Below are 26,292 nucleotides of genomic sequence, written 5' to 3' on the forward strand. Positions count from 1 at the left end.
TTCCAGCGATGTCCCTACTGACGCGCCGCGCGGTGATATCGGCCTCGTCGGGCCTGTTCCTGGCTCGCGCGACGGCGGCGCGGGGACTGGAGATTCGCCGGGCCGCGCCCGCCGAGCCCTTTGCGATGGGCGTGGCCAGCGGTGATCCGTCGACAGACGGCTTCGTGCTCTGGACCCGCCTTAGCGCAGGCGGCGGGCCGCTCGACGCCCCGGCCGTTCCTGTCGCCTATGAGGTCGCCGAGGACGAGGCCTTCCGTCGTATCGTACGACGTGGCCGCCGCGCGGCCACGCCGGTCTTGGGTCATTCGGTTCACGTCGAGCTATCGGGTTTGCGCCCCGGCCGACCTTACTGGTACCGGTTTCACGCCCTGGGCGCGATCAGCCCGGTCGGCCGCACCGCCACCGCGCCGGAGCACGCCGAACGCGCGCGGATCGCCGTCAGCTCGTGCCAGCATTTCGAACTGGGCTGGTTCAGCGCCTATCGCGACATGGTCGCCGCCCAACCCGACCTGATCGTGCAGTTGGGCGACTACATCTACGAGAACAGCTATGCCCAGTTTTCGAAGGTCCGTCGCTTCGATGCGCCCGAGCCCATGGACCTTGACGGCTATCGTCGCCGGCACGCGGTTTACAAGTCCGATCCCGACCTTCGCGAGGCTCATCGGCAGGTGCCTTGGGTCGTGACCTGGGACGATCACGAGGTCGAGAATGACTATGCCGATCAGGCCAACTTGAAGGGGCTGGAACCGGCGATATTCGCGCGTCGGCGGGCCGCCGCCTACCAGGCCTACTTCGAGCACCTGCCGGTGCGACCCAGCCTGTGGGCTCGTCCTGACCAGCCACGGCTCTATCGGCGCCTCGCATGGGGCGACCTTGTCAGTCTTCCCGTGCTCGACGGTCGTCAGTATCGCTCGCCCCAGGCCTGCAATCCGCCCCGCCAGAGCGGGAACCGTCCGCGCCGTGACTGCCCCGCTCTGATCGCGCCAGACCGCACCATGCTGGGCGCGGCCCAGGAGCTCTGGCTGGACCGGACGCTGAAGGCCGAGCGCGGGCGCTGGACCCTGCTGGCTCAGCAGACGGTGGTCGCGCCGATCGAGACGCCCGACGGCGTGATGTCGGATCAGTGGGACGGCTACGCCGCGGCGCGCGACCGCCTTATGCGCAGCATGAGTCGTCCATCGGTGCGCAACGCCGTGGTCCTAAGCGGCGATATCCATGCCTATATGGTCAATGACCTGCGGATCGGCCAGGCCGATGCGGCGCCCGTGGCGACCGAGCTCGTGACGAGTTGCCTGGCCGCCAGCCACGCGCCGCCGGCGCGCTATGGCGATGTCCGGACCCGCAATGACCACGTCCGCTTCGCCGACATCGAACGCTCGGGCTACACCTTGATCGAGGCGAGGCCCCGAAAACTGGACATTGATCTGAGGGCCGTCTCAGATCAGGCAGACCCCAAAGGCGCCACCCAAAGCCTGGCGCGATGCGTGATCGAGGATCAGCGCCCAGGCGCGAAATTCGTCGTATGATCTCCGCCTTGCTCGGCCCTTTTCGTGACCTAAGCGGTGAGGCGCGAATTTTATGTGGCGTAGAGGGCTCAGGCGGGAGCGCATTGATCTGCCTTAAGCCGCCCCCGTCATTCGCCTGACAAGCAGGAGTATTTGGGTAAGGAGGGGCAGCCAACAGCGTCCTACCGGGCCTCTGATCTCGCTCGCCAGACGGTTGGAGAAGCACCGATCAATCGCCGGAACGCGATCGAGAACTGCGCGGGATTGGCGTAGCCGCAAGCGCAAGCTGTCCGAGCCACACTCTCGCCGGAGCGCAGCAGGGCCTGAGCGCGAACCATCCGGCGACGCGTGATGTAGGCGTAGGGCGTGCAACCGATGTCCGTCTTGAACGCACGGGCGAAGCCGCTGATCTCTCGCCCTGCCTGGGCCGCCATGCCGCCGACCGTGATGTCGCTGTCCAGATGGCTCTCGACCCAGTCGAGCACATGGCTCAAGCGTTCTGGAGAGAGGCGCGGCTGGACGCTACGCACCATGGAGCGGCCGGATAGCTCGTCAAGACGCCTAAGCACCAGCTCCGCGCCGTGCTGGAAGAAGGCGCTTGATGCGCCGTGCGCCTCGGCTTCGCACCAAAGCGCTCTCATGACGGATGACAGCAGTTCGTCCTCTACCAGTCCAAGCCGCTCGACGGATTGGAGCGACACGCCCTGGCCAAGCAGCGCTGGATCTAGCGCCAGGCCGAGAGTCGCAACGGCGTCACATCGACTTTCCAGCGGCGCATCCGGCGGCGTCACGACGATCTGGCCCGCCCGCCAGGGCCCCTCGATACGCATGTCCCCGCAACGATAGGTCAGGCGCTCGGCGCCTTCGAGGCAAAGGGCCAATCGCAGCAGGCCACCGCCCTCATAGCGCCCCTCGTGCGCGGGATAGCGGGCTTGGACAAGCACCGCGCCGCCTCCGCTGATGATCCTTCCGTCGGTCGGCGCCGCGCGCCTGACCTGATCGGCCGCTGAGCTCTCCGACATGACGCGCGAAGTTTCCCGCTTTGGAGTGAAGGCGTCCGGCTTTGGAGTGGACGCGATGTTATAATGTATCATTAGAGATCGTGAAAATGGTTCGCAACAGGCGCCTCGGCGCGCCTTGGAGTTTTCATGACGCGCGTTCTTCTCTTGGCCTCGACGGCCGCCGCCTCTCTTCTGAGCCTCCAGGCCGCCGCCCAGGAAACCCAGCCCCCGGCGACCAAGGACGCAAGTACGGTTGAGGACCTCGTCGTGACGGCGACGCGTCGCGCCACGCGACTGCAGGACGCTGACCTGTCGGCCACCGTCCTGGACCGCCAAGCCCTGGACCAAGCGCGTATCCGCGACATTCGTCAGCTGGACGCGGCGGTGGCCAATGTGCAGTTCAACGAAAGCGGCCAGCTGGGCAGCACCTTCATCAGCATCCGAGGCATCGAGTCCAACCCGTTCATCGTCAATCGCGCGGCCGTCTACATCGACGGCGTCCCGTTCCGCGAACTCTCCAACGCGGTTCTGAACCAAGTCGAGAGCATCGAAGTGCTCCGGGGGCCGCAAGCCACGCTCTACGGGGCCAACAGCGAGTCCGGCCTGATCGTGATCAACACCCGCGCGCCCACCGCCGCGTTCACGGGTGAAGCGCGCGTGACGGCCAGCGCCTACAAGGGCGGACACGAGATCGAGACCGACGGGTTCATCGGCGGCCCGCTGGCCGCAGACGCCCTGACCGGTTCGATGGCCTTCAAGCTTTCCAATGGCGACAGCTTCCTGCGAAACTTGGCGCCCAACGTCTCGGCCGGAAGCATTCGGGAGGCGTTCGTTCAGGGGCGTCTGCGGTGGCGGCCAAACGATCGCCTGACCGTCAACGCCCTGGCCTACGTCCTGGAGACGCGCGCCCCGGGAGTCTTCGACCAGGAATACCTGCCGATGGACACCGCGCTGTACAACAAGTCCTACGCCGCCGCTTTCAACGGCGGCCGCGCCGTCAGCGACTTCACCTATGTCAACGACGCGCCCAAGCGGACCGACGAGCGCGAAGCCGTCGCGGGGGGCAGCCTACGCTACCGGTTCGACGTCGGATCTCTGGATGCGGCCCTGTCCTATCGACGTCTCAAGGTCGATGCGCGCGGCTTGGATTTCGATTTCACCGCCCTGCCGACCGCCGCCGGGCAGGACCACAAGGACACCGACTTCATCAACGGCGAGGTTCGCTTCAGCTCGCCCGACGACCGCCCCGTCACCTACATGGTAGGCGCTTCGATCTATCGTCAGGACACCCACCGGTTCCTGGCGACCTTCGTCGGTTCGGGCGGGTTGGATGACTACAATCCCGCCCCGACCCAGCGCGCCCAGGCCCAAGACTGGGGCCTCTTCGCTTCGGTAGGCTGGACGCCCTCAGCGCTGCCCGCGCTGACCATCAATGGTGGTGTCCGCTTCGATCATGCGCACCGCTCGGCGCGGCAATTGGCCGGAACGCTCGATCTTGGGCTAGGGGGCGTGCTGACCTACAAGGAGGCCGACCTCGACGCCGATTTCGAGCAGACCCTTCCTCGACTGGGCGCCAGTTACCGCATATCGCCCGACCTCAGCCTCTACGCCAATGTCGCCAAGGGCTACATTCCGGGCGGCTTCAACCTCTCCGCCGCTCAGGCCGATCTGGGAAGGGACATCCTGCGATACCCCTCCGAAACGATGTGGAGCCGAGAGGCTGGCTTCAAGTGGCGCTCCGCCGATCGCCGGCTGAGGCTGTCGGGCGCGGTGTTCTACATCCGCTCGGACAATTGGCAGGAGATCCAGGTGGCGACGAACGCCTCGGGCCAGATCATCTCCTCGGACTATATCGGAGCCGACGCCTCCATCAACAGTAAGGGTTTTGAACTCGAGGCGGTCGCTCAGCCGCTGCCGGGCCTGGAACTGACGGCGGCCTGGGGGTACGCCGACGCCCGCTATAGGGATCTGCGGATCGACGCGACCACGAACCTCGAAGGCCGGCGCGTGAAACTGACGCCGTCCTATGACGGCTATCTGGCCGCCCGCTACGCGCACCCGAGCGGCTGGTATGTCCGCGCGGAAGCGGCCCTTACAGGCGAGGAGACCTTGGAGAACACCGGCTCGGCCCGGCAGAAGGCCACTCAGGTCTACGGCCTTCAGGCGGGCTTCGAGACACAGCGCTATGCCGCGCGGCTGTTCATCGAGAACCTTACGGATGTCCGTCGCCACAGCGGCATGGCGTTCCGCAATCTCGGCTTCGGCAATGATGGAAACTGGTACGCTCCCTTGGCTCGCGGCCGGCAAGCGGGTCTGGAGCTGACCTCGCAGTTCTGAGCGCTAGGCAAGGCGGACATCGTTCCGCCGCGGTGCGTTTCGGAGGAAACATCGTGCGTGAGCTTGGCGTGGGCGTTAGGCTTCTCGTCAAGCTGCTGGGTAGGCTCAACCGGTCGGTGGTGAGGCGCCTTTCCAATTGATGTCCCCAATGACGGGTCCCCGGAGGTGCGCAAGGGACCGCTTCTGGGGCGACCCGGAACGCACCCTTCCAGAGTACTGCGCTCTCGATTTTGCGTTCAGCTTCCGGATGATTTGGCCAGGACGGTCCGGGTCTGCGGCGGGCACCGGGATATCGGGCGGGCAAGGTCCCCGGCGCGTCGACCGAGGTCCCAACGCCATCTATTCCGGACTACCGAAGGGCACGCCGTAGAGCTCAAGCCGGTGGTCGACCAGCCTGTAGCCCAGCCTACGGGCGATGGCCTGTTGCAGCGCCTCGATGTCCGGGTCCACGAACTCGACGATCTTGCCGGTCTTCATGTCGATCAGGTGATCGTGGTGCTGGTCGGTCGCCTCCTCGTAGCGGGTGCGCCCGTCGCGGAAGTCGCGCCGCTCGATCACGCCGATCTCCTCGAAGAGGCGCATCGTCCGGTACACGGTGGCGATCGAGATACGCCGATCCATGGTGTGGGCGCGGCGGTAGAGCTCCTCCACGTCGGGATGGTCATCGGCTGCTGAAAGCACCCGCACGATGACCCGCCGTTGTTCGGTCATGCGGACACCGCGTTCCAGACAGAGCTTTTCCAGAGGCGTCACGTGGAAGTCTCCTTGAAGGGGGGCGTCATGCCGGCGCCGCGGCGGAGGAGGGCGGACTCATTGTCATCATGATCCGCATCGACTTAACCGCTCCGTCCAGCGCGGCAGCCAGGCCTGCGGAGCAGTGGACGTTGGCGTCGCAGGTGCGGGAGCCGTCTAGCAGTCCCGCCAGCAGACGCTCGTCTTCCGAGGGCGCCAAATCGCCGACCGCGATCGGGCGGCCCAAGACCGCTTCCAGCAGACGAATGATGCTGTCGAACACGGGCGCCAGCATCTCCCCGTGCCGCGTCGCAAGAACCGCGTGAAGGCGCTGCTGGGTTGGCGCGTGCTGATCGCGAGCCAGACGCCAGCACCGCGTGGCCGTGGTCAGCAAATCGATCATGCCGTCCACCGTGGCAGCAGGCGTCCGGCGCGGGCGCAATAGGCTTCCCAGGCCTTGCCGAACTGGAGGTGCATCATGGTTTCCTCCTTGGGAACCCTAATGAACCACATGGCTGCAAAGGCCGGCGCGACAAGGAAGCCGGCGATCCAATTCTGGATCAGCAAGGGCTGGGCTAGGACCGAGATCCAGATCGCCGCGTACATCGGATGGCGAACGCGCGCATAGACGCCACGCGTGATCAAGCTATGGTCCTCGCGCACCTCCAGCCCCGGGCTCCAATTGCGACCGAGGTCGGCGTGCGAGCGCCAGAACAGCCAGAGGCACGGGATCTGGAGCAGCGCGCCCGCGACGATGGCCCCTGAAGGCAGCCGATAGTCGGCGAAGCCGAAGGCGCCGGTCGCCAGTTGCAGGAGCGGCAGCACCATCATGGTCAGGAACATGGCCGCCAGCAGCGCAGTCTCGGCGAAATCCTTGCGCGCATCCACCACGACGTTGCGTCGGTTGCGCAGCGTGTGAGGCGTGCGGATCGCCAACATGACGAGCAGGGCCGCCAGCCAGACCAGCGCGCCCGCACCGTTCTGGCGCCATCGCAGCACCGCCAGTCCTAGCAGACCCACGCCGATCGTCATCGTCACGACGGCGGCCAGGCTGGAGGACATCGATCGGGTCTGCCGGGTGGCCATGGGCTGCTCCTCTGTCGTCCGCTACCGCGTCGATGGCGGTCTAGATAGCTTTGTTGAGAATGACTCGCAATAACATTGAGTTTCTGAGGCTGCACTCAGGCCCTCAGGGCTCCGACGGCCCGAGCCAGGAGGAGGCCGACCAGGATCAAAGCCGGGGAGAGCAGGGCGCAAGCGAGAAGATCCCAGCCGCCGGCGCCGAACAGCGCAAGGACCAAGCCGGCCAGAGTGGCGACCGCCACGAGGACGGGGAACAGCAGAACAGACTTCATGCGGCGACCTCGGCGAGACTATCATGCGGTCCCTTGCGACCCTTCGAGACGGTCAAGATCAGGCCGCTGACCAGCACGGCGATGGTCGTCAGGTCCAAGAGCGCCCAGATCACCTTCAACGTCAGGCCACCGTAGTCGCCGAAATGCAGCGGCTGGGAGAGGGCCAGGGCGGAGATGTACCAGGGCGGCCGCGGCGCGCCGATCACGCGGGCGGTGACGCTGTCGATCAGGACCGGCTGGAAGATGTGCTCTTTCAACCCGTCCGGGCCCCGCAGATAGACGGCGTGGAACCGTTCGCCGGCCATCAGCGAGCCTGGATAGGCGACGAAATAGGGCTGGAAATCGGGATAGCGGGCGCGGGCGGCGTCGACGATAGTGTCGATCGGGGCGGTCCTACCCGTCGGTGGCGTGCCTTGCGCGGCATAGGTCGAAAGCTCGCTCATCTGCCAGAATCGGATGATCGAGGCGCCCCACGTGTTGATGAGGCCCGTGGCGCCGACCACCAACATCCAGGCCAGGATCACCGCGCCCAGCATGTTGTGCAGGTCCAGCCATGCCGTGCGCGTCGTGCGTCCGCCGCGCACCTTGGCGAAGCCGGCCTTGCGCGCGAAGGGGCCGTAGATGACGGCCCCAGAGACCAGGGCCACGATGAACAGGACAGCCGGAACGCCAAGCACCAACGGCCCCATCGGCCCCAGCAGTAGCGTCCCGTGCAGATCGACCAGCCACTGGGTGGGGCTGGCGCGGTCGCCCCCCGAAGGGGGGCTGGCCGTGGCGGCGTCGATCAGCACGTTCTCGTTGTCAAAGAAGGACTTGGCCCCCGGCGGCGCGATCGACAGGGTGATCACGCCGGGCTTGTCCGGCTCCCAGACCAGGAAGTGGATCTTGCCAAGAGGCCGCGCGACCCGCGCGGCCGCCTCTATGGCCGACAGCGGAGCCGGCCTGGCCGCCGCTTGACCGCCCGTCCCATACCCCAAGGCGTGGTCGATCTCGCCCCGGAAGATCAAGGGCAGACCGGTGACGCAGAGCACCAGCAGGAACGCGGTGCAGATGAGGCTCGACCACTTGTGCGCCCAGACCCAGAATCGCATGGCGGGCCTCAGTAGGATGCGCGGACGCGCAGGCCGACCTGGCGACTGGGACCCGCCTGATAGACATTGACCCCCGGCGCGAAGGCCACGCCATAGGGCGCATACAGCTTGTCGCCCAGGTTCTCGCCGTAGAGGTCGAGGCTCCAGCGGTCCGTCGGTCGCCAGGACAGGCGCGCGTCGTACAGCGCGAAGGCCCCCTGGCCGAGGGTGTTGGTTTCCTCGAACCAGTAACGGCCCGAATAGCTCACGCCGACCTGCGCCTCCAGTCGACCCAGCGCGCCGGGCAGGGCCACGCGCCGCGTGACCGCCGCCCTTCCGGTCCAGCTTGGCGCATAGGGCAGGACATTGCCCGTCAGGTTCGCGGTCGGGCTGGTCGGGTTGTGATAGTCGGTGAACTTGGCCTTGTTGTAGGCGACCCGCGTCTCGATCCGCCAGGCGGCGTCGACGTCCCAGTCCAGCCGCGCCTCGGCGCCCTTGGACTCCACCTCGCCGACATTGCTGAGGTACTGGCTGGGCGCGAAGCCAACATAGTACTGATAGTCGTCGCTGCGGGTGAAATACGCCGCCGCGGTGAAGCGCAGCCGGTCCTCCAGGCGTCGGGCGCGCAGGCCCGCCTCCAGGTTCCACAGCTTCTCGGGCTTGTAGGAAAAGCCGACCGTCGCGGGCGTGACGAACCGGCTGAAGCCCCCGGCCTTGTAGCCGCTGCTGGCCTGGGCGTAGAGCCGTGTGTCCTCGCGCAGCTGATAGCCGATCGCCAGCTTGGGCGAGACGCTGTGGAAGTCCTTGTCGCTCTTCAGGATCAGCGCGCCCTGGCCGGCGGTGGCCTCGACGCTGTGCTGGTCCAGGCGCAGGCCGCCCGTGACGTCCAGACGGTCGGACAGCTTGTAGGTCGCCTCGCCGAACGCGGCGTAGGTCTTCAGGGTCTGAGCCGCGCTCTGGCCGTACTGCGGCCGGGCGAAGGTGAAGTCGGTGTGCTCGAAGGCCAGGCCCGCCACGTAGGACAGCGCTCCACTCGCCGCCGCGTCGTCGCTGAGCCGCAATTCCTGGGTGAAGGTCTTCTGGGTTTCGGGGCTGTAGGTGCTCAGCACCGTGCGCTGGTAGTCGCGGTCCTGGTAGGCCGTCACCGAGGTCAGCTTGGCGCGCCCCAGGTCGGCGTCCAGGCGCAGGCTGGCCAGGTCGTGGGTCAGCCGGTGGTGGCTGTCGGCCGGATAGACGGTGCGGGTCGGCAGGTCGGAGGCCAGGACGTACTGCTCCTCCTGCGAGCGGACATCCATCCGCGACAGGGTCAGGAGGGCGCTGACCGGACCGCCTTCCGGCGCGACGCGCAGGCGGACGCGGCCGTTGACGGCGCGGCTGTCGCCCAGGCGCGAGCCGTCGACCGGGCTACGATACTCGCCGTCCTCATCGCGATAACCAGCCGAGAGTTCTAAGAAGGTCGAGGCGCCCAGCGCCAGGTTGGCCAGGGCCGATCCGGCGCGAAAGCGAGAGGCGACTTCGCCCTGAGCGATGAAGGTCTGGCCGTCCGGCGGGCTGGAGACCAGATTGATGACCCCGCCCATCGCGCCACGGCCATAGAGCGTGCTCTGGGGGCCGTACAGAACCTCAACCTGCTGCAGGTTCAGCGGCAGCGCTTGGCCGAACGTCGCCTGATCCTGGGGGACGCCATCCAGATAGATCTGGACGGTGGGATTGTAGAAGTCGACCGACGACTGGCCGCGCAAGGTCAGGCTCAGATAGGTCCTGCTGGCCCGCTGGCGAACGGTCAGGTCGCCGACCACTCCGCCCAGTTGATCGACCGAGCTGGCGCGCGACAGACCGATATCGTCGCCCCGCATCACCACGGCCTGGCCGTCCAGCGAGTCGAGGGCCTGGGCCCGCTTGCTGGCGGTGACGATCAGCGCCTCGGACTGGAAGTTCGATCCGTCGTCGGCATAGGCTTGGCCCCACAGACCGACAAACAGGCTGGCGCTCAGCAACCACAGCGTCTTCGACATCATCAGGACTCCCGCGAGCCTGGCGTCGCCCCGACAGCGCGCCTTGTCTCTATGGCCGCGCTTAGACCCCTGCTGGGAGGCCCGCTAACGCGATCGGGGGCGACAAGGCCGCGATCAGGGAAAAATTGACTTTGAGAACTATTCGCAAATAGAATTGCGCATGCCTCTCGACGTCGACCACCAGTTCCACCTCCAGGAGCGCCGCCTCGCGCAGCACGCGGCCAAGGGTCTCTCCGCCTGCGTGGGCATGCCCGCGGCCCAGTACTTCACCGATCGGATCCCGGTGTCGGGCGTCAGTCGCCGCTTCGCCGCGCGCGAAGGGCTGGATGTCCTGACCCACGACGTCCTGGTGCTGGAGGCCGCCAGCCAGGAAGTTCGCTCCGAACCGTGCCTGGCCCTGACGCTGCTCTTTGAGGGCGAAGGGGAAGGCGTCATCCTCGGCGACGCGGACGGTCCGGCCCTCGGCGTCGCCTACCGGCCGATGACTTGGTACGCCAGCTTTTCGACCCGCGCCCTGGATGCGCGTTCGGCGGCCCCGGCCGGCTCGCGCTATCGGCTGGTGGAGCTGCGGGTCTCGCACGACTTCCTGGCGCGCCTTGGGCGGCTGGACGATGTCATGGCGCTCGACGCCCGCCATCCGCGCCACTGCATGTCACGGCCCGGCGTCTGGGTGGCCGCCGCGCCGGTCACGCCCATGCTGGCCCAGGTCGGCGAGCAACTGCACGCCGCCGCGCGGGCCGAGCAGGTCGACGACCTGACGCTGGACGCTCGCGCCCTGGACTTCCTGGCTCTGTCCATGGACCTGATCGTTCCGCGGGAGACCGCCAAGGCCGATGGACTCTATGGACGCCGCCGTCGCCGCGTCCAAGAGGCCGCTACCCTGTTGCGCGCGGAACTGGCTCACCCCTGGACCATCGCCGCCCTGGCTCGCCGCATCGGCCTAGGCGAGAAGACGCTCAAGCAGGGTTTCCGCGAGGTCTATGGCGTCGGTGTGATCGGCTACCTGCAGGACCAACGCCTTTGGCGAGCCCGTGCCCTGATGGCCGAGCAAGGGGTCAGCGTCATCGAAGCGGCGCTACAAGTCGGCTACGCCAATCCCAGCCATTTCGCGCGCCTCTATCGACGCGCCTTTGGTGTCTCCCCGAGCAGGACGATAAGCCAGAGGGGCGAACCAGGAAACACGGCTTGAGGCGGCGCATAAGGCGAATGGGCTTGTGATGAAAAGGTTCGCACCGCGATGTCGATGAGAGCCTCGGGTTAATGGATCGCGGTGAAGAGGGCGCAGACTAGGCTGACGCATGCCAGGATCGCTGACAGCCTTGGCCGCCACGACAACATGAGCACCAGCAGGGGCGCGGCCACGCACATCTGGCCGATCCAGGCGGTGACGCCCAAGGCCGGGCCCAGGCGCGCGACGGCGGCGATGGCCGACAGGGCCAGCAGCGCCCATCCCAGCACCCGGAGAACGCGCTGCGGGGGCAGGGCGCTCCAACCCAGGCTGCTCCCGTGCTTCTTGGTCGCCAGGGCTAGGCTGGCGAAGGCGGCGTAGCTGATCAGGCCGCTGTCATACGGCATCGGCGTTCTCCGGGACAGATGCCGGCTTGAGCGTCGCGGCTCGGGCCTGGCGAGCGGGCGCGAAGGAGCGCGGCTCCGGTTGGCGAGCAGCCTTCAGCGCGCCGAGGCCGCAGAGCGCTGCGATGGCCAGCATGGCCAGGTCGAAGCTGACGAATAGCCAGTCGGCGGCGGCCAGGCTGGCGACCAGTCCGCGATCGGTGGTCAGGGCGTTGACGACCGGAATCGCGGCGAAGGCGACGGCCGCCAGGCCTAGGGTCTCGATCCAGGCGCGACGGGCGGGGCGTAGCAACGACAGCGCCGCCAGCCCGAACCAGACCCAGAACATCGCCGAGACCTCGAGATTTGCGCGGCCGGGCAGCCCGGCGGGGATCAGGCGGTTGGCCAGCAGGAAGGCGGCCATACCCGCAGGCAGGCAGGCGATGGCGCCGATGTTCAGGCGTTCGACCAGGCGCAGCCCGAAGAAGGGCGGCGCGTTCGCCTTGCGGCGCTTGACCACCCAAAGGACCTGGCCGGTCCCGACCATCGCCGCGCCGGTCAGGCCCAGAAGGAAGTAGATCCATCGCAGCGCGGGGTCAGCGAAGTGCCCAAGGTGCAGACCCAGGATGACGCCGGCGGTGGAAACGGCCGGGCCGGGCTGAGGTGATTTGGAGAGCTGTTGGCCGGTCACGCCGGAGAAGGTGATCGAGTCCGGTCGCGCGTTCAGACGGCTGGCCGTGGTGCGCAGAACCGTGACGGTGGCGGCCGCGTCGTTCGGATTGCGGATCATGATGGTGCGGGGCGGATCGCCGCCCCAAGCGCGCTCGGCGGCTTGGATCATCGGCCCCACCGGTCGCAGCGGCGCGGCCTGGCCCGACGCCTTCCCCTCCGCCGGCGCGCCATAGGCCGCAGCCGTGAAGTCCTCGAACTGTTTGAAGTTCGCCAGCGTGGGCCAGGGCATGTACATCGCCACCAACGTGATCAGGCCCGTGTAGGTGATCATGGCGTGGAACGGCAGGGCCAGGACCGCCGAGGCGTTGTGAGCGTCAAGCCAGCTGCGTTGGCCCTTGCGCCAGCGCAGGGTGAAGAAGTCGGTGAAGATGCGCTTGTGGGTGATCACGCCGGAGATGATCGCCGCGAGCATGAAGATCGCGCAGACCCCGGCCAGCCACCGCCCCCACGGATGGGGCAACTGCAGTTGGAAGTGGAACCGGTAGAAGTGCTCGCCGCCCTTGGTGTCACGGGCCATCAGCGGCTGGCCAGTGACCGGGTCTAGCTTCAGTTCCGGGCGACGCGGCGCAGGCTTGGCGGGATCGGGCTTGGCGCGAGCGAAAACCCTGGTCACCCCAGTGCGGTCGTCGGGCAGATAGATAGTCCAGTGCTGGTCGTCCGGCGAGGTCGCCTGCAGGTGGTTGATGGCCGCTTGGGCGGCCTGCTCGGCGGAGGCATGGGGCGAGCGCAGCTCGGGCTGCATCCAACGGGTGATCTCCGGCCGAAAGTAGCTGGCCGTGCCGGTCAGGAACATGGCGAACAGGATCCAACCCGCCAGCAAGCCGAGCCAAGCGTGGATCCAGGCCATCGACTGGCGAAGGCCCCGGACGGCCGGGGAGCTCTCATTCGGGTTCCACCGGGTGTTCAAGGCCTGACCCCCAGCAGCAAGACCGCGCCGCCAGCCAGCAGCGCCGCGCCCCAAAGCACGGCCGCCACATGGGCCAGCCGACGCGCGTGGAAAGCCCACAGCCCAAGCGCGGCGAACAGCGGGAACGACACGATCATGCCCCAGGCCGAGGCCTCGGCCGGCGGGCCTGGCAGCAGGCGAGCCAGCAGAGAGGAGAGGGCTGCGGCGGCAGCGTAGCCGCCGACCAGTGCTGTGAAGCCCCGTACGCTCATCCGCGTGATGCCTGGCCAATCGACGGCCATCTTCGTTTGTCGATCGCTGCTCACGCGCCCTCCGGAAAGCTGGGTTGCATCTAGCGACCCGCTTCGCTATTTGCAACTAATTCTTAATCGTATCGACTACCTATGAGGGGCGTTCATGGCCATCCGTTCAAAAACGACGCGCGGCGCGCAAGCAGGCGCGGAAGCCTGGAAAGGCTTGGCTATGACGGTCGCCGCCGTCGCTACGTTACAGGGACTTGGCGTCGGCGTGGCCCGGGCCGACGAGACGGACAGCGATCCGAACGCGGTGGAACGGGTCGAGATTACGGGCCTGAAGGCTCGCCGCGCCGCCGCTGGGACCAAGACCGAGACGCCCCTGATCGAGACACCCCAGAGCATCACCGTGATCGACGGCGCCGAGTTGTCGCGCCGTAATGTTCAGTCGATCAACCAGGCGCTGGGTTTCGTCGCTGGCGTCGCCCCTAACCAGCGCGGCGGCATGGTCACGCGCTATGACCAACTGGTCGTTCGCGGTTTTACGCCAGGGGTTTTCCTGGACGGCATGCGTCTGATCGCCGGGCCGTACTCGATGCCGCAGATCGACTTCAATCGCATCGACCACATCGATATCGTCAAGGGACCAGCCTCGGTGCTGTACGGCAACGCCACGCCCGGTGGTCTGGTCAACCTAGCCAGTAAGACGCCCGAGGAGGGCCGGTTTGGCCGCGTGGAAGGTCAGCTGGGCAACTACGATTCACGGAGGTTGGCGGCGGACATCAACACGCCGCTGGATAGCGAGGGCAAGTGGTTGGGCCGCTTGGCCGCCGGCTGGCAAAAGGGCGACGGCCTCACCCAAGGCACCTTCAGCGAGCGCTTCCACGTCAGTCCAATGGTGACTTTCGAGCCCACGGCTGACACCAGCCTGACCCTGGTCGCGGCCTATCAGGAATCACCCAGCGGCGGCGGCTATTCCGGCGTCCCGGCCTATGGTTCGGTGCTGACCAACCCGTTCGGCAAGCTGCCGCGCGATATCAACACCGGTGATCCCGGCTATGAGCGCTACGACCATAAGGCCAAGTCGCTAGCGGCCTTTTTCCGCCATGACATCAACGAAAACCTGACCTTCCGCTCCAACGCCCGCTTTCAAAACAACACCCTCTCGTATCGCCAGTTGTATGTCGCCGGTTTCGCCACAACCGGGACAGGCGCGAACCGCAACACCGACTACTCGACCATCATTCGCGGCGGCGGCGGCGCGGACGAGGACTTCAACACCTTGACGCTGGACAACCAGCTGAGCGGCCAATTCGCGACCGGCGCGATCAAGCACCAGGTGTTGGCCGGTCTCGACTATCAGCGGATCACCGGCGAGAACTTCCAGCAGTTTAACACGGGTCAGACCAGCAACCCGCTGACTAGCATACCGAACCTGAGCTTGTTCGCCCCGACCTATGGCGGAACGCTGCCCAGCTTCGACCTGAAGACGCTGTCGTCGGCCTATGTGAACACCTACACCCGGCGCGAGCAGAAGGGGCTCTACGCTCAGGATCAGATGTCGATCGGCCGGCTGCAGCTGATCGCAAGCGGCCGCTACGACTGGTACGAGCAGGTTACCGACAACAAGAAGAACGCCACCCGCAGCACGCTGAAGCAGAACGCCTTCACCATGCGGGTCGGCGGCCTGTACGAACTGACCGACGGCCTGGCGCCTTATGTCAGCTATTCGGAATCGTTCGAGCCCCAGGCCGGCGCGACCTGGCAGGGTGAAGCTTTCGTGCCTGTCACAGGCCGCCAGATCGAGGGTGGCGTGAAGTATCAGCCCAAGGGGACCTCGGCCCTCTTTACCCTGGCCGCCTATGAACTGGAGCGCCAGAAGGTGCCGGTCGCCGATCCGCTGGCCGGCACGAATGGGATTCCCAGCACCTCGCAGGTGCAGATCGGCGAGGTCCGGGTGCGCGGCGTCGAACTGGAAGGTCGCGGCGAGGTCGTGCGCGGCCTCAGCGTGGTCGCCGCGGTTAGCTATACGGACGCGATCATTACCCAGGGCGCGCCCGCGGTGGCGGCGACAGCGACCAACAGCGGCACGCCCACGACGACCGGCACGCGTCAACTGGGCGTTCCCGAGTGGGGCGCCTCGAGCTTCGTCTCGTATGATTTCGGTCGCGGCGGATGGGCGACGGGGGCGCTGGCCGGGCTGCGACTGGGCGCCGGTGTTCGCTATGTCGGCGGCTCGGACGGCACGACGACCTACGCCGTGATCAACAACGTCACGACGTTCCGGCGCTTCCGCACGGACGGCTTTGTGCTCGTCGACGCGCTGATCGGCTACGATCTGGGCCAGATCTCACCGGACCTGAAGGGCTGGGAGGGGGCGCTGAACGCCGCCAATCTGTTCGACAAGACCTATGTCTCTGCCTGCCCCTTCAACAACAGCTGCTACTTCGGCGCGGCGCGAACGGTCACGGCGACATTGCGATATAGCTGGTAGGCCATGGCGGCTGGCGGCCTCATGTCGCCAGCCGCACAAGCCATCGCTCTTGTGCGTCAGCTGCCATTTGCGAATGGCGACTGAGTGTCTGAGTTCTGGCGCGGCGCCAACGGCGGCTCCTGGCGCTCGCCGCCCCCTATAGGCCTATCGACTGTGTAGCGGCGGCCGAGCGCAAGGATTGGGTGTTTCACAACCTTGAACTGTTGAAGATGACCCATGCGCTCGACAAGCGGCCCGCCGAGATGTCAGGCGGCATGAAGCAGCGGGTGGGCATCGCCCGGGCTCTGTCGATGGAGCCCAAGGTCCTGCTGCTGGATGAACCGTTCGGCGCGCTGGACGCCCTGACCCGGGCGCACCTGCAGGACAGCGTCATGGAAATCCATTCGGCGTTGAAGAACACCGTGCTGATGATCACCCACGACGTGGACGAAGCCACGCTGCTGTCTGACCGCATCGTGATGATGACCAACGGCTCGCGCGCCTGCGTGGGGCAGGTGCTGGACGTGCCGCTGGAGCGACCGCGCGACCGCTTGGCCGTGGCCGAGCATCCGACCTACGTCCATGCCCGCGCGGCGGTGATCGAGTTCCTCTACGCGCGCCGCGCCGCATGACGGTTTGGGCGTCGACGTCGCCGTTGGGGCTCCCGGCGCCGAGGCGCCGGCCTTCTGAGCGTCGGCGCCTTCATTTTCAGCACTCCACGCGTCGAGGCGATATGGGGCGGATTCCTGCTCCGGATCTCGGCGCGCGGACTTAAGGACTGCGGGCGATGCGCGTGCTCGTAATCGATCCGGACGCCGCCCGGGCGGCGCTTGTGGCCCAAGGCCTCGAGGGTGTTCAGCCCTTGGAGGTCCGCCACGCTGCTGTCTACAATGAGGCCGAAGTCGTGGCCTTTGCGCCCGACGTGGTCGTGATCGCCGCCGAGAGCCCCGACCGCGACACGCTGGATAGCCTTAGGGAGTCCAGCCAAGGGCGCCCGGTGGTGATGTTCGTGGATCGCTCCGAGCCGGGCCTGGCCGAACAGGCCGTGCGGGCGGGCGTGGCGGCCTATGTGGTCGACGGTCTGGCCCCGGGGCGGGTGCGGCCGATCCTCGACGTGGCCATGAGCCGCTTCGCCTTGACCCAGCAGTTGCGCGGCGACCTGGCCAAGGCCAAGGCCGATCTCGAAGCCCGCAAAACCGTGGAGCGCGCCAAGGGGCTTTTAATGAAGGAGCGCGGCCTGGACGAGGACGGGGCCTATCGGCTGTTGAGGAAACTGGCCATGGATCGAGGCAAGTCCATCGGGGCGGTGGCCGCTGATCTCCTGGCCTTCGCCGGCGTGCTGCGAGGAGACGGCGCGTGAGCAGCTTCCTCGATTTGCGTCTAGGGTTCATCCCTTTGACGGATTGCGCGCCGCTGGCCGTCGCCAAGACGATGGGCTTTTTCGCCGAGGAGGGACTGGAGGTCGAGTTGTCGCGCGAAGCCTCCTGGGCCACCGTCCGCGACAAGGTGGCGGTGGGGGCTTTGGACGGCGCGCACATGCTGGCGCCGATGGCCTTGGCCGCGACGGTGGCGGGTGAGGCCGACATCATTGCGCCCATGGCGCTGAACCGGAACGGCAGCGCGATCACCGTGTCGCGCACGTTGGCGGGCGCTCTGCACGCGGCTGGTCCGGTGTCTCCGGAGGCGCCCGCCACGGCTGCAGGCTTGGCGGGGGTGGTCGAGGCGCGGCGTGTTCGCGGTGAGCCGCCACTGACCTTCGCCGTCGTGTTTCCCTATTCGATGCACAACTACTTCCTGCGCTACTGGCTGGCGCAGGGCGGGGTCGATCCGGACAAGGACGTGCGCATCGTCGTCATTCCGCCGCCTCGCATGGTCGAGCAGATGCGGGCGGGGGCGGTGGACGGTTTCTGCGTCGGCGCGCCTTGGAACGCTGTGGCCGAGGCGGAGGGTGTCGGGGAGATCCTGATCACCGCCTCCCGGTTCTGGCCGTCGGGTCCCGACAAGGTGCTGGGCATGGCGGCGCGCTTCGCCTCGACACGGCCCGATGATCTGAAAGCCTGCCTGCGGGCGTTGATGCGCGCGGCCGCTTGGGCGGACGCGCCGCAGAACCATGAGGTCCTGGTCGAGATCCTGGCGCGGCCGGAGTGGGTGGGCGCGCCCGCCGACGCCATCGCGCGCGCCCTCAAGAGCGAGATTGTCTTCCACCGCGACGGGTCCGGCCTGCCCATGCCCGAGCATGGCCTGTGGTTCGCATCGCAGATGGTCCGCTGGGGGCAGGCGGGCGCCGACGCCGACCTTGAGGCGCTGGTCGCGCGCGTCTACCGCCCGGATCTCTATCGCGCAGCCGCTCTGTCGCTGGACCCCATTCTCGATCCTGCGCTGAGCTTCGAGGATGCGGCGACCCCGGATGCAGCCCGGCTGTTCGACCAGCGGCCGTTCGATCCCGCCGCGCCCCTGGCCTATGCCTCAAGCTTCGCCATCGGTCGCCTGCGCGACTGACCTGCTTAAATCCTGAGCGCTGTTGTCGCTCATTTGCTGAGCAAGCGTGCGAGATCGAAGAGCCTGAGGGCACCCCGTCGCCGCGCGGGTGACTCCGACCCTCCGCCACGCTCAACTTGGATCAAGGCCACCGAACAACGGCGTTCGCGGCTGCCAGAGGACCGCTCCGATGCGGTCAGTCGCCCGAGGCGCCGCCGCCTCGCTCTCGCAGACACGCAGACGATCGAGGCCCATATGCTCTCCCGTGAATTCCTCAAGGCCGGACACGCGCCAACCCTGTTCGCCGCCTTCCTCTACTTCGATCTCAGCTTCATGGTCTGGGTGATCCTGGGCCCGCTGGGCGTGGCGATCGCCAAGGACTTTGGTCTTGATCCCGCTCAGAAGGGCTTGATGGTCGCCGTGCCGGTGCTGGCCGGCGCGCTTCTGCGCTTGGTCAACGGCGTCCTGGTCGATCGCATCGGTCCCAAAAAGACTGGGATCATTGGCCAACTGATCGTGCTGGCGGGTCTGGTCACCGCCTGGGCTGTTGGTCTTCACAACTATCAACAGATCCTGGCCTTAGGCGTGGTGTTGGGCGTGGCCGGCGCCTCCTTTGCGGTGGCGCTGCCGCTGGCCTCGCGCTGGTACCCGGCCGAGCATCAGGGCCTGGCCCTCGGCATCGCCGGGGCCGGTAACTCCGGCACCGCCCTGGCCGCGCTGTTCGCGCCCGCCCTGGCCAAGACCTTCGGCTGGCAGAACGTCATCGGCCTGGCGGCGATCCCTCTGGTCTTCGCCTTCGTCGCCTATCTTGTCTTGGCCAAGGACGCGCCTGAGCAGCCTGCGCCCAAGAAGCTTGCCGAGTACCTGGATGTCCTGAAGGTTCCCGACGCCTGGTGGCTGATGCTGCTGTATGGCGTGACCTTCGGCGGGTTTGTGGGTCTGGCCTCGTCGCTGACCATGTACTTCAACTCCGAGTACGGTCTGGATCCGGTCATCGCGGGCTTCTTCACTGCCGCCTGCGTGTTCGCCGGCTCGTTCATCCGCCCGGTCGGCGGCGCGCTCGCCGACCGCTACGGCGGGGTGCGGACGCTGAGCGTGGTCTATCTGCTGGCTGCGGTCGGCCTGACGGTGGCCAGCTTCCAACTGCCCTCCGCCGCCGTGGCCTTGGCGGTGCTGCTGTTCGCCATGCTGGCCTTGGGCGCTGGCAACGGCGCGGTGTTCCAGCTGGCCCCGCAGCGATTTCGCAAGGAGATCGGCGTCATGACCGGCCTGATCGGCATGACCGGCGGTCTTGGCGGCTTTTACTTGGCCTCGACGCTCGGCTTGGCCAAGAAGATGACCGGCTCCTACCAGTCCGGATTCATCGGTTTCGCCCTGCTGGCCGTGTTCGCCCTGGTCGCGCTGTTTAGCCTCAAGGCCCGCTGGCGGGCGGTTTGGCCGACCCTGCACGACGACGCCGCGCCCGTCCGCGTCTAATCCTGCGCCCCCCTCAATGAGAAGCCCCATGACCCAAGCTGCGCCCAAATTGCGTCTGGTCGTCATCGGCAACGGCATGGCCGGTTGCCGAGCGGTCGAGGAAGTGCTCAAGCGCGATCCGGACCGCTACGCCATCACCATCTTCGGCGCCGAGCCGCGTGTGAACTACAACCGCATCATGCTGTCGCCGGTCCTGGCGGGTGAGAAGGCCTTTGAGGACATCGTCATCAACGACGAGGCCTGGTACCGCGACAACGGGATCGCCCTGCACGCCGGCCGCGCCGTCACGGCCATCGACCCCTCGGCCCGCAAGGTCTTCGCCGAGGGCGGGTTGGAGGTCGGCTACGACAAGCTGATCCTGGCGACGGGGTCAGACCCGTTCCGCCTGCCGCTGCCCGGCGGTGACCTCAAGGGCGTGGTGACCTTCCGCGACCTCGACGACGTCAACGCCATGCTGGACGCCTCGTCTAAGCCCGGGGCGCGGGCGGTGGTGATCGGCGGCGGCCTGCTGGGGCTCGAAGCCGCCTATGGCCTGGCGCGGCGCGGCATGGCCGCCACCGTCGTCCACCTGATGGACGTGCTGATGGAGCGTCAGCTGGACGAAAGCGCCGGCTATCTGCTGCGCGAGGCTCTCGCCGATCGCGGTGTCGAGACGGTGCTGGGCGCGCACTCCGAGGAGATCGTCGGGGCGGACGGCCAGGTCACGGGGCTGAAGCTCAAGGACGGCCGCGTGCTGCCGTGCGACCTCTTGGTCATGGCGGTGGGCATCCGGCCGAATGCAACCCTCGCCAAGGCCGCCGGTCTTGGCGTCAACCGCGGCGTGGTCGTCGACGACGCCATGCGAACCTCCGATCCGGATGTCTTCGCCGTCGGGGAATGCGTCGAGCATCGCGGCCAATGCTACGGTCTCGTCGCGCCGATCTGGGAGATGTGTCGCGCGCTGGCCGAGGCGCTGACGGACGGGGAGGGGGGCTATCAGGGCTCGGTCCTGTCGACGCGGCTCAAGGTCTCCGGCGTTGACGTGTTCTCGGCCGGCAAGTTCGCCGGCGGCGAGGGCTGCGAGGACATCGTCTTCCGCGACGCCGCGCGGGGCGTCTACAAGCGGGTCGTGATCGAGGACGGCAAGGTCGCCGGCGCGGTGCTGTTTGGCGATGCGGCCGACGGTGGCTGGTACTTCGACCTGATGAAAGCCGGCGCCGACGTCGGCGGCATTCGCGAGACCCTGATCTTCGGCCAGGCGATCACCGAAGGGCTGGCCGGCCTGGACCCTAGCGCGGCCGTTGCAGCCATGCCCGATACGCAGGAAATCTGCGGCTGCAACGGCGTCTGCAAAGGGGCGATCACCGCTGCGATCACGGCTCAGGGCCTAACCACGCTGGATGATGTTCGCGCGGTGACCAAGGCTTCGGCCTCGTGCGGATCCTGCACGCCGCTGGTCGAGCAGGTCTTGAAGTTGACCCTGGGCGATGGCTTCCAGGCTCAGACCGGGCCCAAGCCGATCTGCAAGTGCTCGCCCAAGACCCACGGCGAGGTGCGTCGCGCGATCGTAGAGCAGGGCCTGAAGTCGATGCCGGCGGTGATGCAGGCGCTGGAGTGGTCCACGCCCGACGGCTGCGCCGCGTGCCGGCCGGCCCTGAACTACTACCTGCTGTGCGCCTGGCCCGGCGAGTATCGCGACGACAAGCAGTCGCGGTACATCAACGAGCGGGTCCACGCTAATATTCAAAAAGACGGGACCTATTCGGTGGTGCCGCGCATGTGGGGCGGCATGACCAGCCCGGCCGAGCTGCGCGCCATCGCCGACGTCGCCGAGAAGTTCGCTATTCCGGCAGTCAAGGTCACCGGTGGCCAGCGGATCGACCTCCTGGGCGTCAAGAAGGACGACCTTCCCGCCGTCTGGGCCGACCTCAACGCCGCCGGCATGGTCAGCGGCCACGCCTACGCCAAGGGTCTGCGCACGGTGAAAACCTGCGTTGGCTCTGACTGGTGCCGCTTCGGCACCCAGGATTCCACGGGACTTGGCATGCGGCTGGAGAAGTTCCTGTGGGGCTCGTGGGCGCCAGCCAAGGTCAAGCTGGCCGTGTCGGGCTGTCCGCGCAACTGCGCCGAAGCCACCTGCAAGGACTTTGGCGTGGTCTGCGTCGACAGCGGCTACGAGATCCATATCGGCGGCGCGGCCGGCCTTCATATTCAGGGCACGCAGGTCCTGACCCGGGTGGCGACCGAGGACGAGGCCGTCTGGGTCATCGCCGCAGCCATGCAGCTCTACCGCGAGCAGGGCTGGTACCTGGAGCGGGTCTACAAGTGGATGGACCGCGTGGGCCTGGAGTCCATCCGCGACCAGGTCACCGATCCCGACCAGCGCAAAGCCCTCTACGACCGCTTCGTCTATTCGCAGCGCTTCGCCCGGATCGATCCGTGGGCCGAGCGCGTGGCGGGCCGTCACAACGAGGAGTTCACCCCGATGAGCCGCCGGATGGAGTTCGTTCCCGCATGAATACGCACGTCAAAACGCCAATCTGGATCGACGTCGGGGCGGTGACCGACGTGCCGCGGCGCGGCGCGCGACGCGTGCCCAGCCCGCACGGGGATATCGCCATCTTCCGCACCGGCGATGGCGAGGTCTTCGCCTTGATGGACAAATGCCCGCACAAGGGCGGGCCGCTCAGCGAGGGCATTGTCCATGGCCGGGCCGTGACCTGTCCGTTGCACGCCTGGAACATCGACCTGGCCACCGGCGAGGCGATGGGGGCCGACAAGGGCAAGGGCTGCACGCCCGTTGTCGCACTGCGCGTCGAGGACGGCCGCCTGCTGCTCAGCCTGGAGGGAAACCTCTAAATGGCCGACGGCTGCGCCGCCCTGACCGCGACCCGCACGGCCTGTCCCTATTGCGGGGTGGGTTGCGGCGTGATCGGCGCGACGGCGGCCGGAACGCGCGCGGTGGCGATTTCCGGCGACGCGGCTCACCCCGCCAATCACGGTCGACTGTGTTCGAAGGGCACGGCGCTGGGCGCGACGGTCTCGCTGGCGGGCCGGTTGCTGGAACCGACGATCCAGGGACGCGCCGCCAGCTGGGATGACGCCACGAGCCTGGTCGCCCGACGCTTTCGGGAGACGATCGCCCGGCATGGTCCCGACAGCGTGGCCTTCTATGTGTCCGGCCAACTGCTGACCGAGGACTACTACGTCGCCAACAAGCTGATGAAGGGCTTCATCGGCTCGGGCAATATCGACACCAACAGCCGCCTGTGCATGGCCTCGGCGGTCGTCGCTCACAAGCAGGCCTTCGGCGCGGACCTCGTGCCCGGCTGCTACGAGGATCTCGACCTGGCGGACCTCGTGGTGTTCAGCGGTCACAACGCCGCCTGGACCCATCCTGTGCTGTTCCGGCGGATGGAGGCGGCCAAGGCGCGAGGCCAGAAGCATGTGGTCATCGACCCTCGCCGCACCGACACCGCCGAGGGCGCAGATCTTCACCTGGCCCTGGCGCCGCAAAGCGATGTCCGGCTCTGGAACGGGTTGCTGGCCGATCTGATCGGGCGCGGCGCGATCGATGCGGCCTTCCTGCATGACCATGTCGACGGCTATGCGTCGGTGGTCGCGGCCCTGGACGAAGACGACCAGTCGCCTTCAGCGGTGGCGGCCGACTGCGGCCTGGCCCTTGGCGACCTGCAGACCTTCTTTGATCTCTTCGCCGCCCACCCGCGAACGGTCAGCCTGTTCTCGATGGGCGCCAATCAGTCGGCCCAAGGCGTCGCCAAGGGCCTGGCCATCATCAACGCGCATCTGGCCACGGGCCGGATCGGCAAGCCGGGCGCCTGCCCGTTCTCGATCACCGGCCAGCCCAACGCCATGGGCGGGCGCGAGACCGGCGGTCTGGCGAGCACCCTGGCCGGCCACATGGACTTCTCGCCCGAGGAGCGCGACCGCGTGGCCCGCTTCTGGGGCGCGCCGAACACGGCCCGCGCGCCGGGTCTGAAAGCCATCGACATGTTCGAGGCGGTCCATGACGGGCGGATCAAGGCGCTGTGGGTGATGGCCACCAACCCGGCGGTCAGCCTGCCGGCCAGCGGCGCGGTGCGCGAAGCGCTGGATCGCTGCCCGTTCGTGGTGGTCTCCGACTGCGTCGACACCGACACCACGGCCTTCGCCGACGTCAAGCTGCCCGCCCTGGCCTGGGGCGAGAAGGACGGCACGGTGACCAATTCCGAGCGGCGGATCTCACGCCAACGGGCGCTGTTCCCGCCGCCGGGCCAGGCCCGCGCCGACTGGCGGATCATCGCAGACGTCGCTCAGGCCATGGGCTTCGACGGCTTTGGTTGGCCGCACGCGGCCAGCGTGTTCCGCGAATGGGCCCGCCTGACGGCCTATGAGAACACCGGGCGCGTGCTCAATCTGGAGGGGCTCACCCGGCTGGATCCTCAGGCCTATGACGCGCTTGAGCCTGTCCAGTGGCCGGTGAACGCGGAGGGACGGGGCAGGGCGCGCCTGTTCGAGGACGGGCGCTTTCAGACACCAAATGGTCGCGCGCGCCTGGTTCCGGTGCGGCCTCGCGGACCGGCCGAGGCGACCAGTGACAAGTTCCCGATGGCGCTGAACACCGGCCGCATCCGCGACCAGTGGCACACCATGACCCGAACGGGCCTGGCGCCCGACCTGTGTCGGCATGCGCCCGAGCCCTATGTCGAGGTTCACCCCGACGACGCCAAGGCGGTCGGCCTGACCGACGGCGCTCTGGCCCGGGTGATGACGACCCGCGCCGAGGCTGTGGCCGTGGCCAAGCTCAGCGATCGCCAGCGGCGCGGCTCGCTGTTCATGCCGATGCACTGGACGAACGCCTTCGCGCCGGCCGGTCGCGCCAACGCCCTCGTGGCGCCGATGACCGACTCGGCCTCAGGCCAGCCTGAGTTCAAGCACACCCCGGCGCGCCTTGGCGCCTATCGCGAGACCTGGAAGGGGTTCTTCCTCGCACGCGAACCGGCGGTCGTGGTCGACCCAGAGCTTGTCTGGCGGCGCACGCCGCGAGAGGCCTGTCACCAACACGAGTTCGCTGGGCGGGGAGATCGCGCTCAGCGCGCGGCCTTGCGCAAGCGACTGGTTCGGGGGCTGACGGGCGAGATCGTCGCCTATGAAGACGCCGCCACGGGCGGGCTGCGCGAGGCCTGGGTCCGCGACAACACGCTGGTCGCTGTTCTCTACATGACAGAGGCTGGTCGCCTGCCGCCGCGCGACTGGCTGGTCGAGCTCTTTACCGCGCCGCTGACGCCGCAGACGCGCGCAACCTTGCTGCATGGCTTCGCGCCCGGCGCGCCGATCGACAAGGGGGCGATGGTTTGCGCCTGTCTCAAGGTCGGCGCCAAGGCGATCGAGGCCGCCATCGCCGCCGGGGCTTTGACCGCCGACGCCGTCGGCGCCGTCACCGGGGCCGGCACGAACTGCGGCTCCTGCCGTCCAGAAATCAGTCGCATGATCGGCGTCTTCGCCGACGCCAAACGGGAGACCGCCGATGTCCTTTAGCGTTCAGCCAGGACGGGTTCTGTTGGTCGGCGCGGGACCTGGTCCTGTCGATCTGATGACGGTGCGGGCTATGCGCGCGGTCCAGGAGGCCGGGGCGCTTCTCTACGACGCCTTGTGTTCGGAAGAGGCCGTCGCCCTGGCTCCGCCCGGCTGTATTCGAATCCAGACCGGAAAGCGCGCCGGCAAGCCCAGCATGACGCAGGACGAGATCAATCGGGTCATGCTGCGCCTGGCGCGCCGAGGCCTGCGGGTGGTGCGCCTGAAGGGCGGGGACCCGTCGATCTTTGGCCGCGTGGGCGAAGAGGCCGCGTTCCTGAACGCCTACGGGATCGCGACTGAGGTGGTGCCCGGCGTCACGGCGGCCAGCGCCGCTGCGGCCCAGTTTGGATTCCCGCTGACCCATCGCGGACAGGCGCGACGCGTGGTCTTCACGACGGCACGGGTCGAGAACGGTGCGGTCGTGGGCGACTGGCGCTTCGGAGCGGACGCCGAGGCGAGCATCGCGATCTATATGGGGGGCGAGGCCGCGCCCGACCTTGCCAAGGCTCTGGTCACGGCGGGGCGCGCGACCTCGACGCCCGTAGCCGTGATCGAACGGGCCGGCGCGGCCGACGCGCGCCTGAGCACGACGTCTCTTGGTACGCTGACGTCAGGACCGGTCCCGACGTGTGGAGGCCCTGTGCTCATTGTCGTGGGCGAGGTTGCTGCTTTGGCGCAGGATCAGACGAGCAAAGCCGTCGAACGCTTGCGGGACTGGGCGTGATGGTTTTTTGCGAGACGGGTTCTGCGATGGGCTCGCCAGCTTCAGCTGCCAGAGCGTGACGCCGAAGCCGGTTCGCACTTTCGGCGTTACGCTCTAAGATCCTCGACCGGCTGGACTGCACGCCCGAGCAAGTCACCAAGGAAATTG

Annotated in this window: 21 protein-coding genes and 1 pseudogene; 12 read left to right on the forward strand and 10 right to left on the reverse strand. The window is 67.5% G+C overall.

All coding sequences use genetic code 11. From position 1 onward, the window contains the following. Positions 1-8 precede the first annotated feature (8 nt). Positions 9-1,526 (forward strand): alkaline phosphatase, encoded by a 1,518-nt coding sequence (locus CSW63_RS04005; protein WP_062095356.1) that lies wholly within the window; start codon positions 9-11, stop codon positions 1,524-1,526. Between the two features lie 161 nt (positions 1,527-1,687). On the opposite strand, the gene CSW63_RS04010 is transcribed toward CSW63_RS04005, so the two are convergent. Next, positions 1,688-2,527, reverse strand: a complete 840-nt coding sequence (locus tag CSW63_RS04010; RefSeq protein WP_062095365.1) for a helix-turn-helix domain-containing protein — start codon at positions 2,525-2,527, stop codon at positions 1,688-1,690. 126 nt (positions 2,528-2,653) lie between these two features. On the opposite strand from CSW63_RS04010, the gene CSW63_RS04015 reads away from it, so the two are divergent. After that, positions 2,654-4,843: a TonB-dependent receptor gene (locus CSW63_RS04015; RefSeq protein WP_082749428.1), complete on the forward strand. Its 2,190-nt coding sequence runs from the start codon at positions 2,654-2,656 to the stop codon at positions 4,841-4,843. 339 nt (positions 4,844-5,182) lie between these two features. Here CSW63_RS04015 and CSW63_RS04020 read toward each other — a convergent pair whose 3' ends face one another. From CSW63_RS04020 to CSW63_RS04040, 6 genes are all read right to left on the reverse strand, one after another. Then, entirely contained in the window at positions 5,183-5,596 is a 414-nt protein-coding gene (locus tag CSW63_RS04020) for a Fur family transcriptional regulator (protein ID WP_099502847.1), read from the reverse strand. A 25-nt stretch (positions 5,597-5,621) separates the two neighbouring features. After that, entirely contained in the window at positions 5,622-5,978 is a 357-nt protein-coding gene (locus CSW63_RS04025; protein WP_127846931.1) for a hypothetical protein, read from the reverse strand. Further along, positions 5,975-6,661, reverse strand: coding sequence for a protein-S-isoprenylcysteine O-methyltransferase (locus CSW63_RS04030; protein ID WP_197425241.1), 687 nt, complete (start codon positions 6,659-6,661; stop codon positions 5,975-5,977). The genes CSW63_RS04025 and CSW63_RS04030 overlap by 4 nt, the downstream gene beginning before the upstream one ends. 95 nt (positions 6,662-6,756) lie before the next feature. Continuing rightward, a complete protein-coding gene (locus tag CSW63_RS23315) occupies positions 6,757-6,930 on the reverse strand; it encodes a hypothetical protein (RefSeq protein WP_168193594.1) in 174 nt (57 codons plus the stop codon). Next, a complete protein-coding gene (locus CSW63_RS04035; RefSeq protein WP_062095370.1) occupies positions 6,927-8,021 on the reverse strand; it encodes a PepSY domain-containing protein in 1,095 nt (364 codons plus the stop codon). Before CSW63_RS04035 ends, CSW63_RS23315 begins: the two co-directional genes overlap by 4 nt. An 8-nt stretch (positions 8,022-8,029) precedes the next feature. Continuing rightward, the gene (locus CSW63_RS04040) at positions 8,030-10,018 is read right to left on the reverse strand and encodes a TonB-dependent receptor (RefSeq protein ID WP_062095372.1); all 1,989 of its coding nucleotides are present in this window, start codon (positions 10,016-10,018) and stop codon (positions 8,030-8,032) included. Between the two features lie 157 nt (positions 10,019-10,175). Here CSW63_RS04040 and CSW63_RS04045 point away from each other — a divergent pair, with 157 nt between their 5' ends. Continuing rightward, positions 10,176-11,204: an AraC family transcriptional regulator gene (locus CSW63_RS04045; RefSeq protein ID WP_062095374.1), complete on the forward strand. Its 1,029-nt coding sequence runs from the start codon at positions 10,176-10,178 to the stop codon at positions 11,202-11,204. A 68-nt stretch (positions 11,205-11,272) separates the two neighbouring features. Here the strand turns inward: CSW63_RS04045 and CSW63_RS04050 are convergent, their stop codons facing one another. Genes CSW63_RS04050 through CSW63_RS04060 form a run of 3 tightly spaced genes read right to left on the reverse strand, consistent with a single transcriptional unit; the run spans position 11,273 to position 13,510 of the window. Next, positions 11,273-11,590 carry a DUF3325 domain-containing protein gene (locus tag CSW63_RS04050; protein ID WP_062095376.1) on the reverse strand — a complete coding sequence of 106 codons (318 nt, stop codon included), beginning with the start codon at positions 11,588-11,590 and terminating at the stop codon, positions 11,273-11,275. Beyond that, entirely contained in the window at positions 11,580-13,145 is a 1,566-nt protein-coding gene (locus tag CSW63_RS04055) for a PepSY domain-containing protein (RefSeq protein WP_062095379.1), read from the reverse strand. Before CSW63_RS04055 ends, CSW63_RS04050 begins: the two co-directional genes overlap by 11 nt. Positions 13,146-13,201: 56 nt before the next feature. Next, positions 13,202-13,510 (reverse strand): hypothetical protein, encoded by a 309-nt coding sequence (locus CSW63_RS04060; RefSeq protein ID WP_197425242.1) that lies wholly within the window; start codon positions 13,508-13,510, stop codon positions 13,202-13,204. Between the two features lie 157 nt (positions 13,511-13,667). Between CSW63_RS04060 and CSW63_RS04065 the strand changes: the two genes are divergently transcribed. The 9 genes and pseudogenes from CSW63_RS04065 to cobA all read left to right on the forward strand — a co-directional run bounded on the left by CSW63_RS04065 (position 13,668) and on the right by cobA (position 26,145). Next, on the forward strand, positions 13,668-15,932 hold the full coding sequence (locus CSW63_RS04065) for a TonB-dependent siderophore receptor (RefSeq protein WP_168193595.1): 2,265 nt from the start codon (positions 13,668-13,670) through the stop codon (positions 15,930-15,932). A gap of 158 nt (positions 15,933-16,090) precedes the next feature. Next, a pseudogene (locus tag CSW63_RS04070) lies at positions 16,091-16,543 on the forward strand (ATP-binding cassette domain-containing protein); the annotation flags it as partial. 155 nt (positions 16,544-16,698) lie between these two features. After that, the gene (locus CSW63_RS04075; RefSeq protein ID WP_062095385.1) at positions 16,699-17,271 is read left to right on the forward strand and encodes an ANTAR domain-containing response regulator; all 573 of its coding nucleotides are present in this window, start codon (positions 16,699-16,701) and stop codon (positions 17,269-17,271) included. Beyond that, positions 17,268-18,410: a CmpA/NrtA family ABC transporter substrate-binding protein gene (locus CSW63_RS04080; protein ID WP_062095386.1), complete on the forward strand. Its 1,143-nt coding sequence runs from the start codon at positions 17,268-17,270 to the stop codon at positions 18,408-18,410. Before CSW63_RS04075 ends, CSW63_RS04080 begins: the two co-directional genes overlap by 4 nt. A gap of 234 nt (positions 18,411-18,644) precedes the next feature. Then, a complete protein-coding gene (locus tag CSW63_RS04085) occupies positions 18,645-19,865 on the forward strand; it encodes a NarK/NasA family nitrate transporter (RefSeq protein ID WP_062095388.1) in 1,221 nt (406 codons plus the stop codon). 28 nt (positions 19,866-19,893) lie between these two features. Continuing rightward, positions 19,894-22,362, forward strand: coding sequence for a nitrite reductase large subunit NirB (gene nirB, locus CSW63_RS04090; protein ID WP_062095390.1), 2,469 nt, complete (start codon positions 19,894-19,896; stop codon positions 22,360-22,362). Further along, positions 22,359-22,703 (forward strand): nitrite reductase small subunit NirD, encoded by a 345-nt coding sequence (gene nirD, locus CSW63_RS04095; RefSeq protein WP_062095391.1) that lies wholly within the window; start codon positions 22,359-22,361, stop codon positions 22,701-22,703. The genes nirB and nirD overlap by 4 nt, the downstream gene beginning before the upstream one ends. Further along, a complete protein-coding gene (locus tag CSW63_RS04100) occupies positions 22,704-25,382 on the forward strand; it encodes a nitrate reductase (RefSeq protein WP_062095393.1) in 2,679 nt (892 codons plus the stop codon). It abuts the gene before it with no gap. Further along, complete coding sequence (gene cobA / locus CSW63_RS04105) at positions 25,372-26,145, forward strand: uroporphyrinogen-III C-methyltransferase (protein ID WP_062095395.1); 774 nt, start codon at positions 25,372-25,374, stop codon at positions 26,143-26,145. The genes CSW63_RS04100 and cobA overlap by 11 nt, the downstream gene beginning before the upstream one ends. Positions 26,146-26,292: the final 147 nt, after the last annotated feature.

This window comes from Caulobacter sp. FWC26 (genome assembly GCF_002742645.2).
Classification (GTDB): Bacteria; Pseudomonadota; Alphaproteobacteria; order Caulobacterales; family Caulobacteraceae; genus Caulobacter.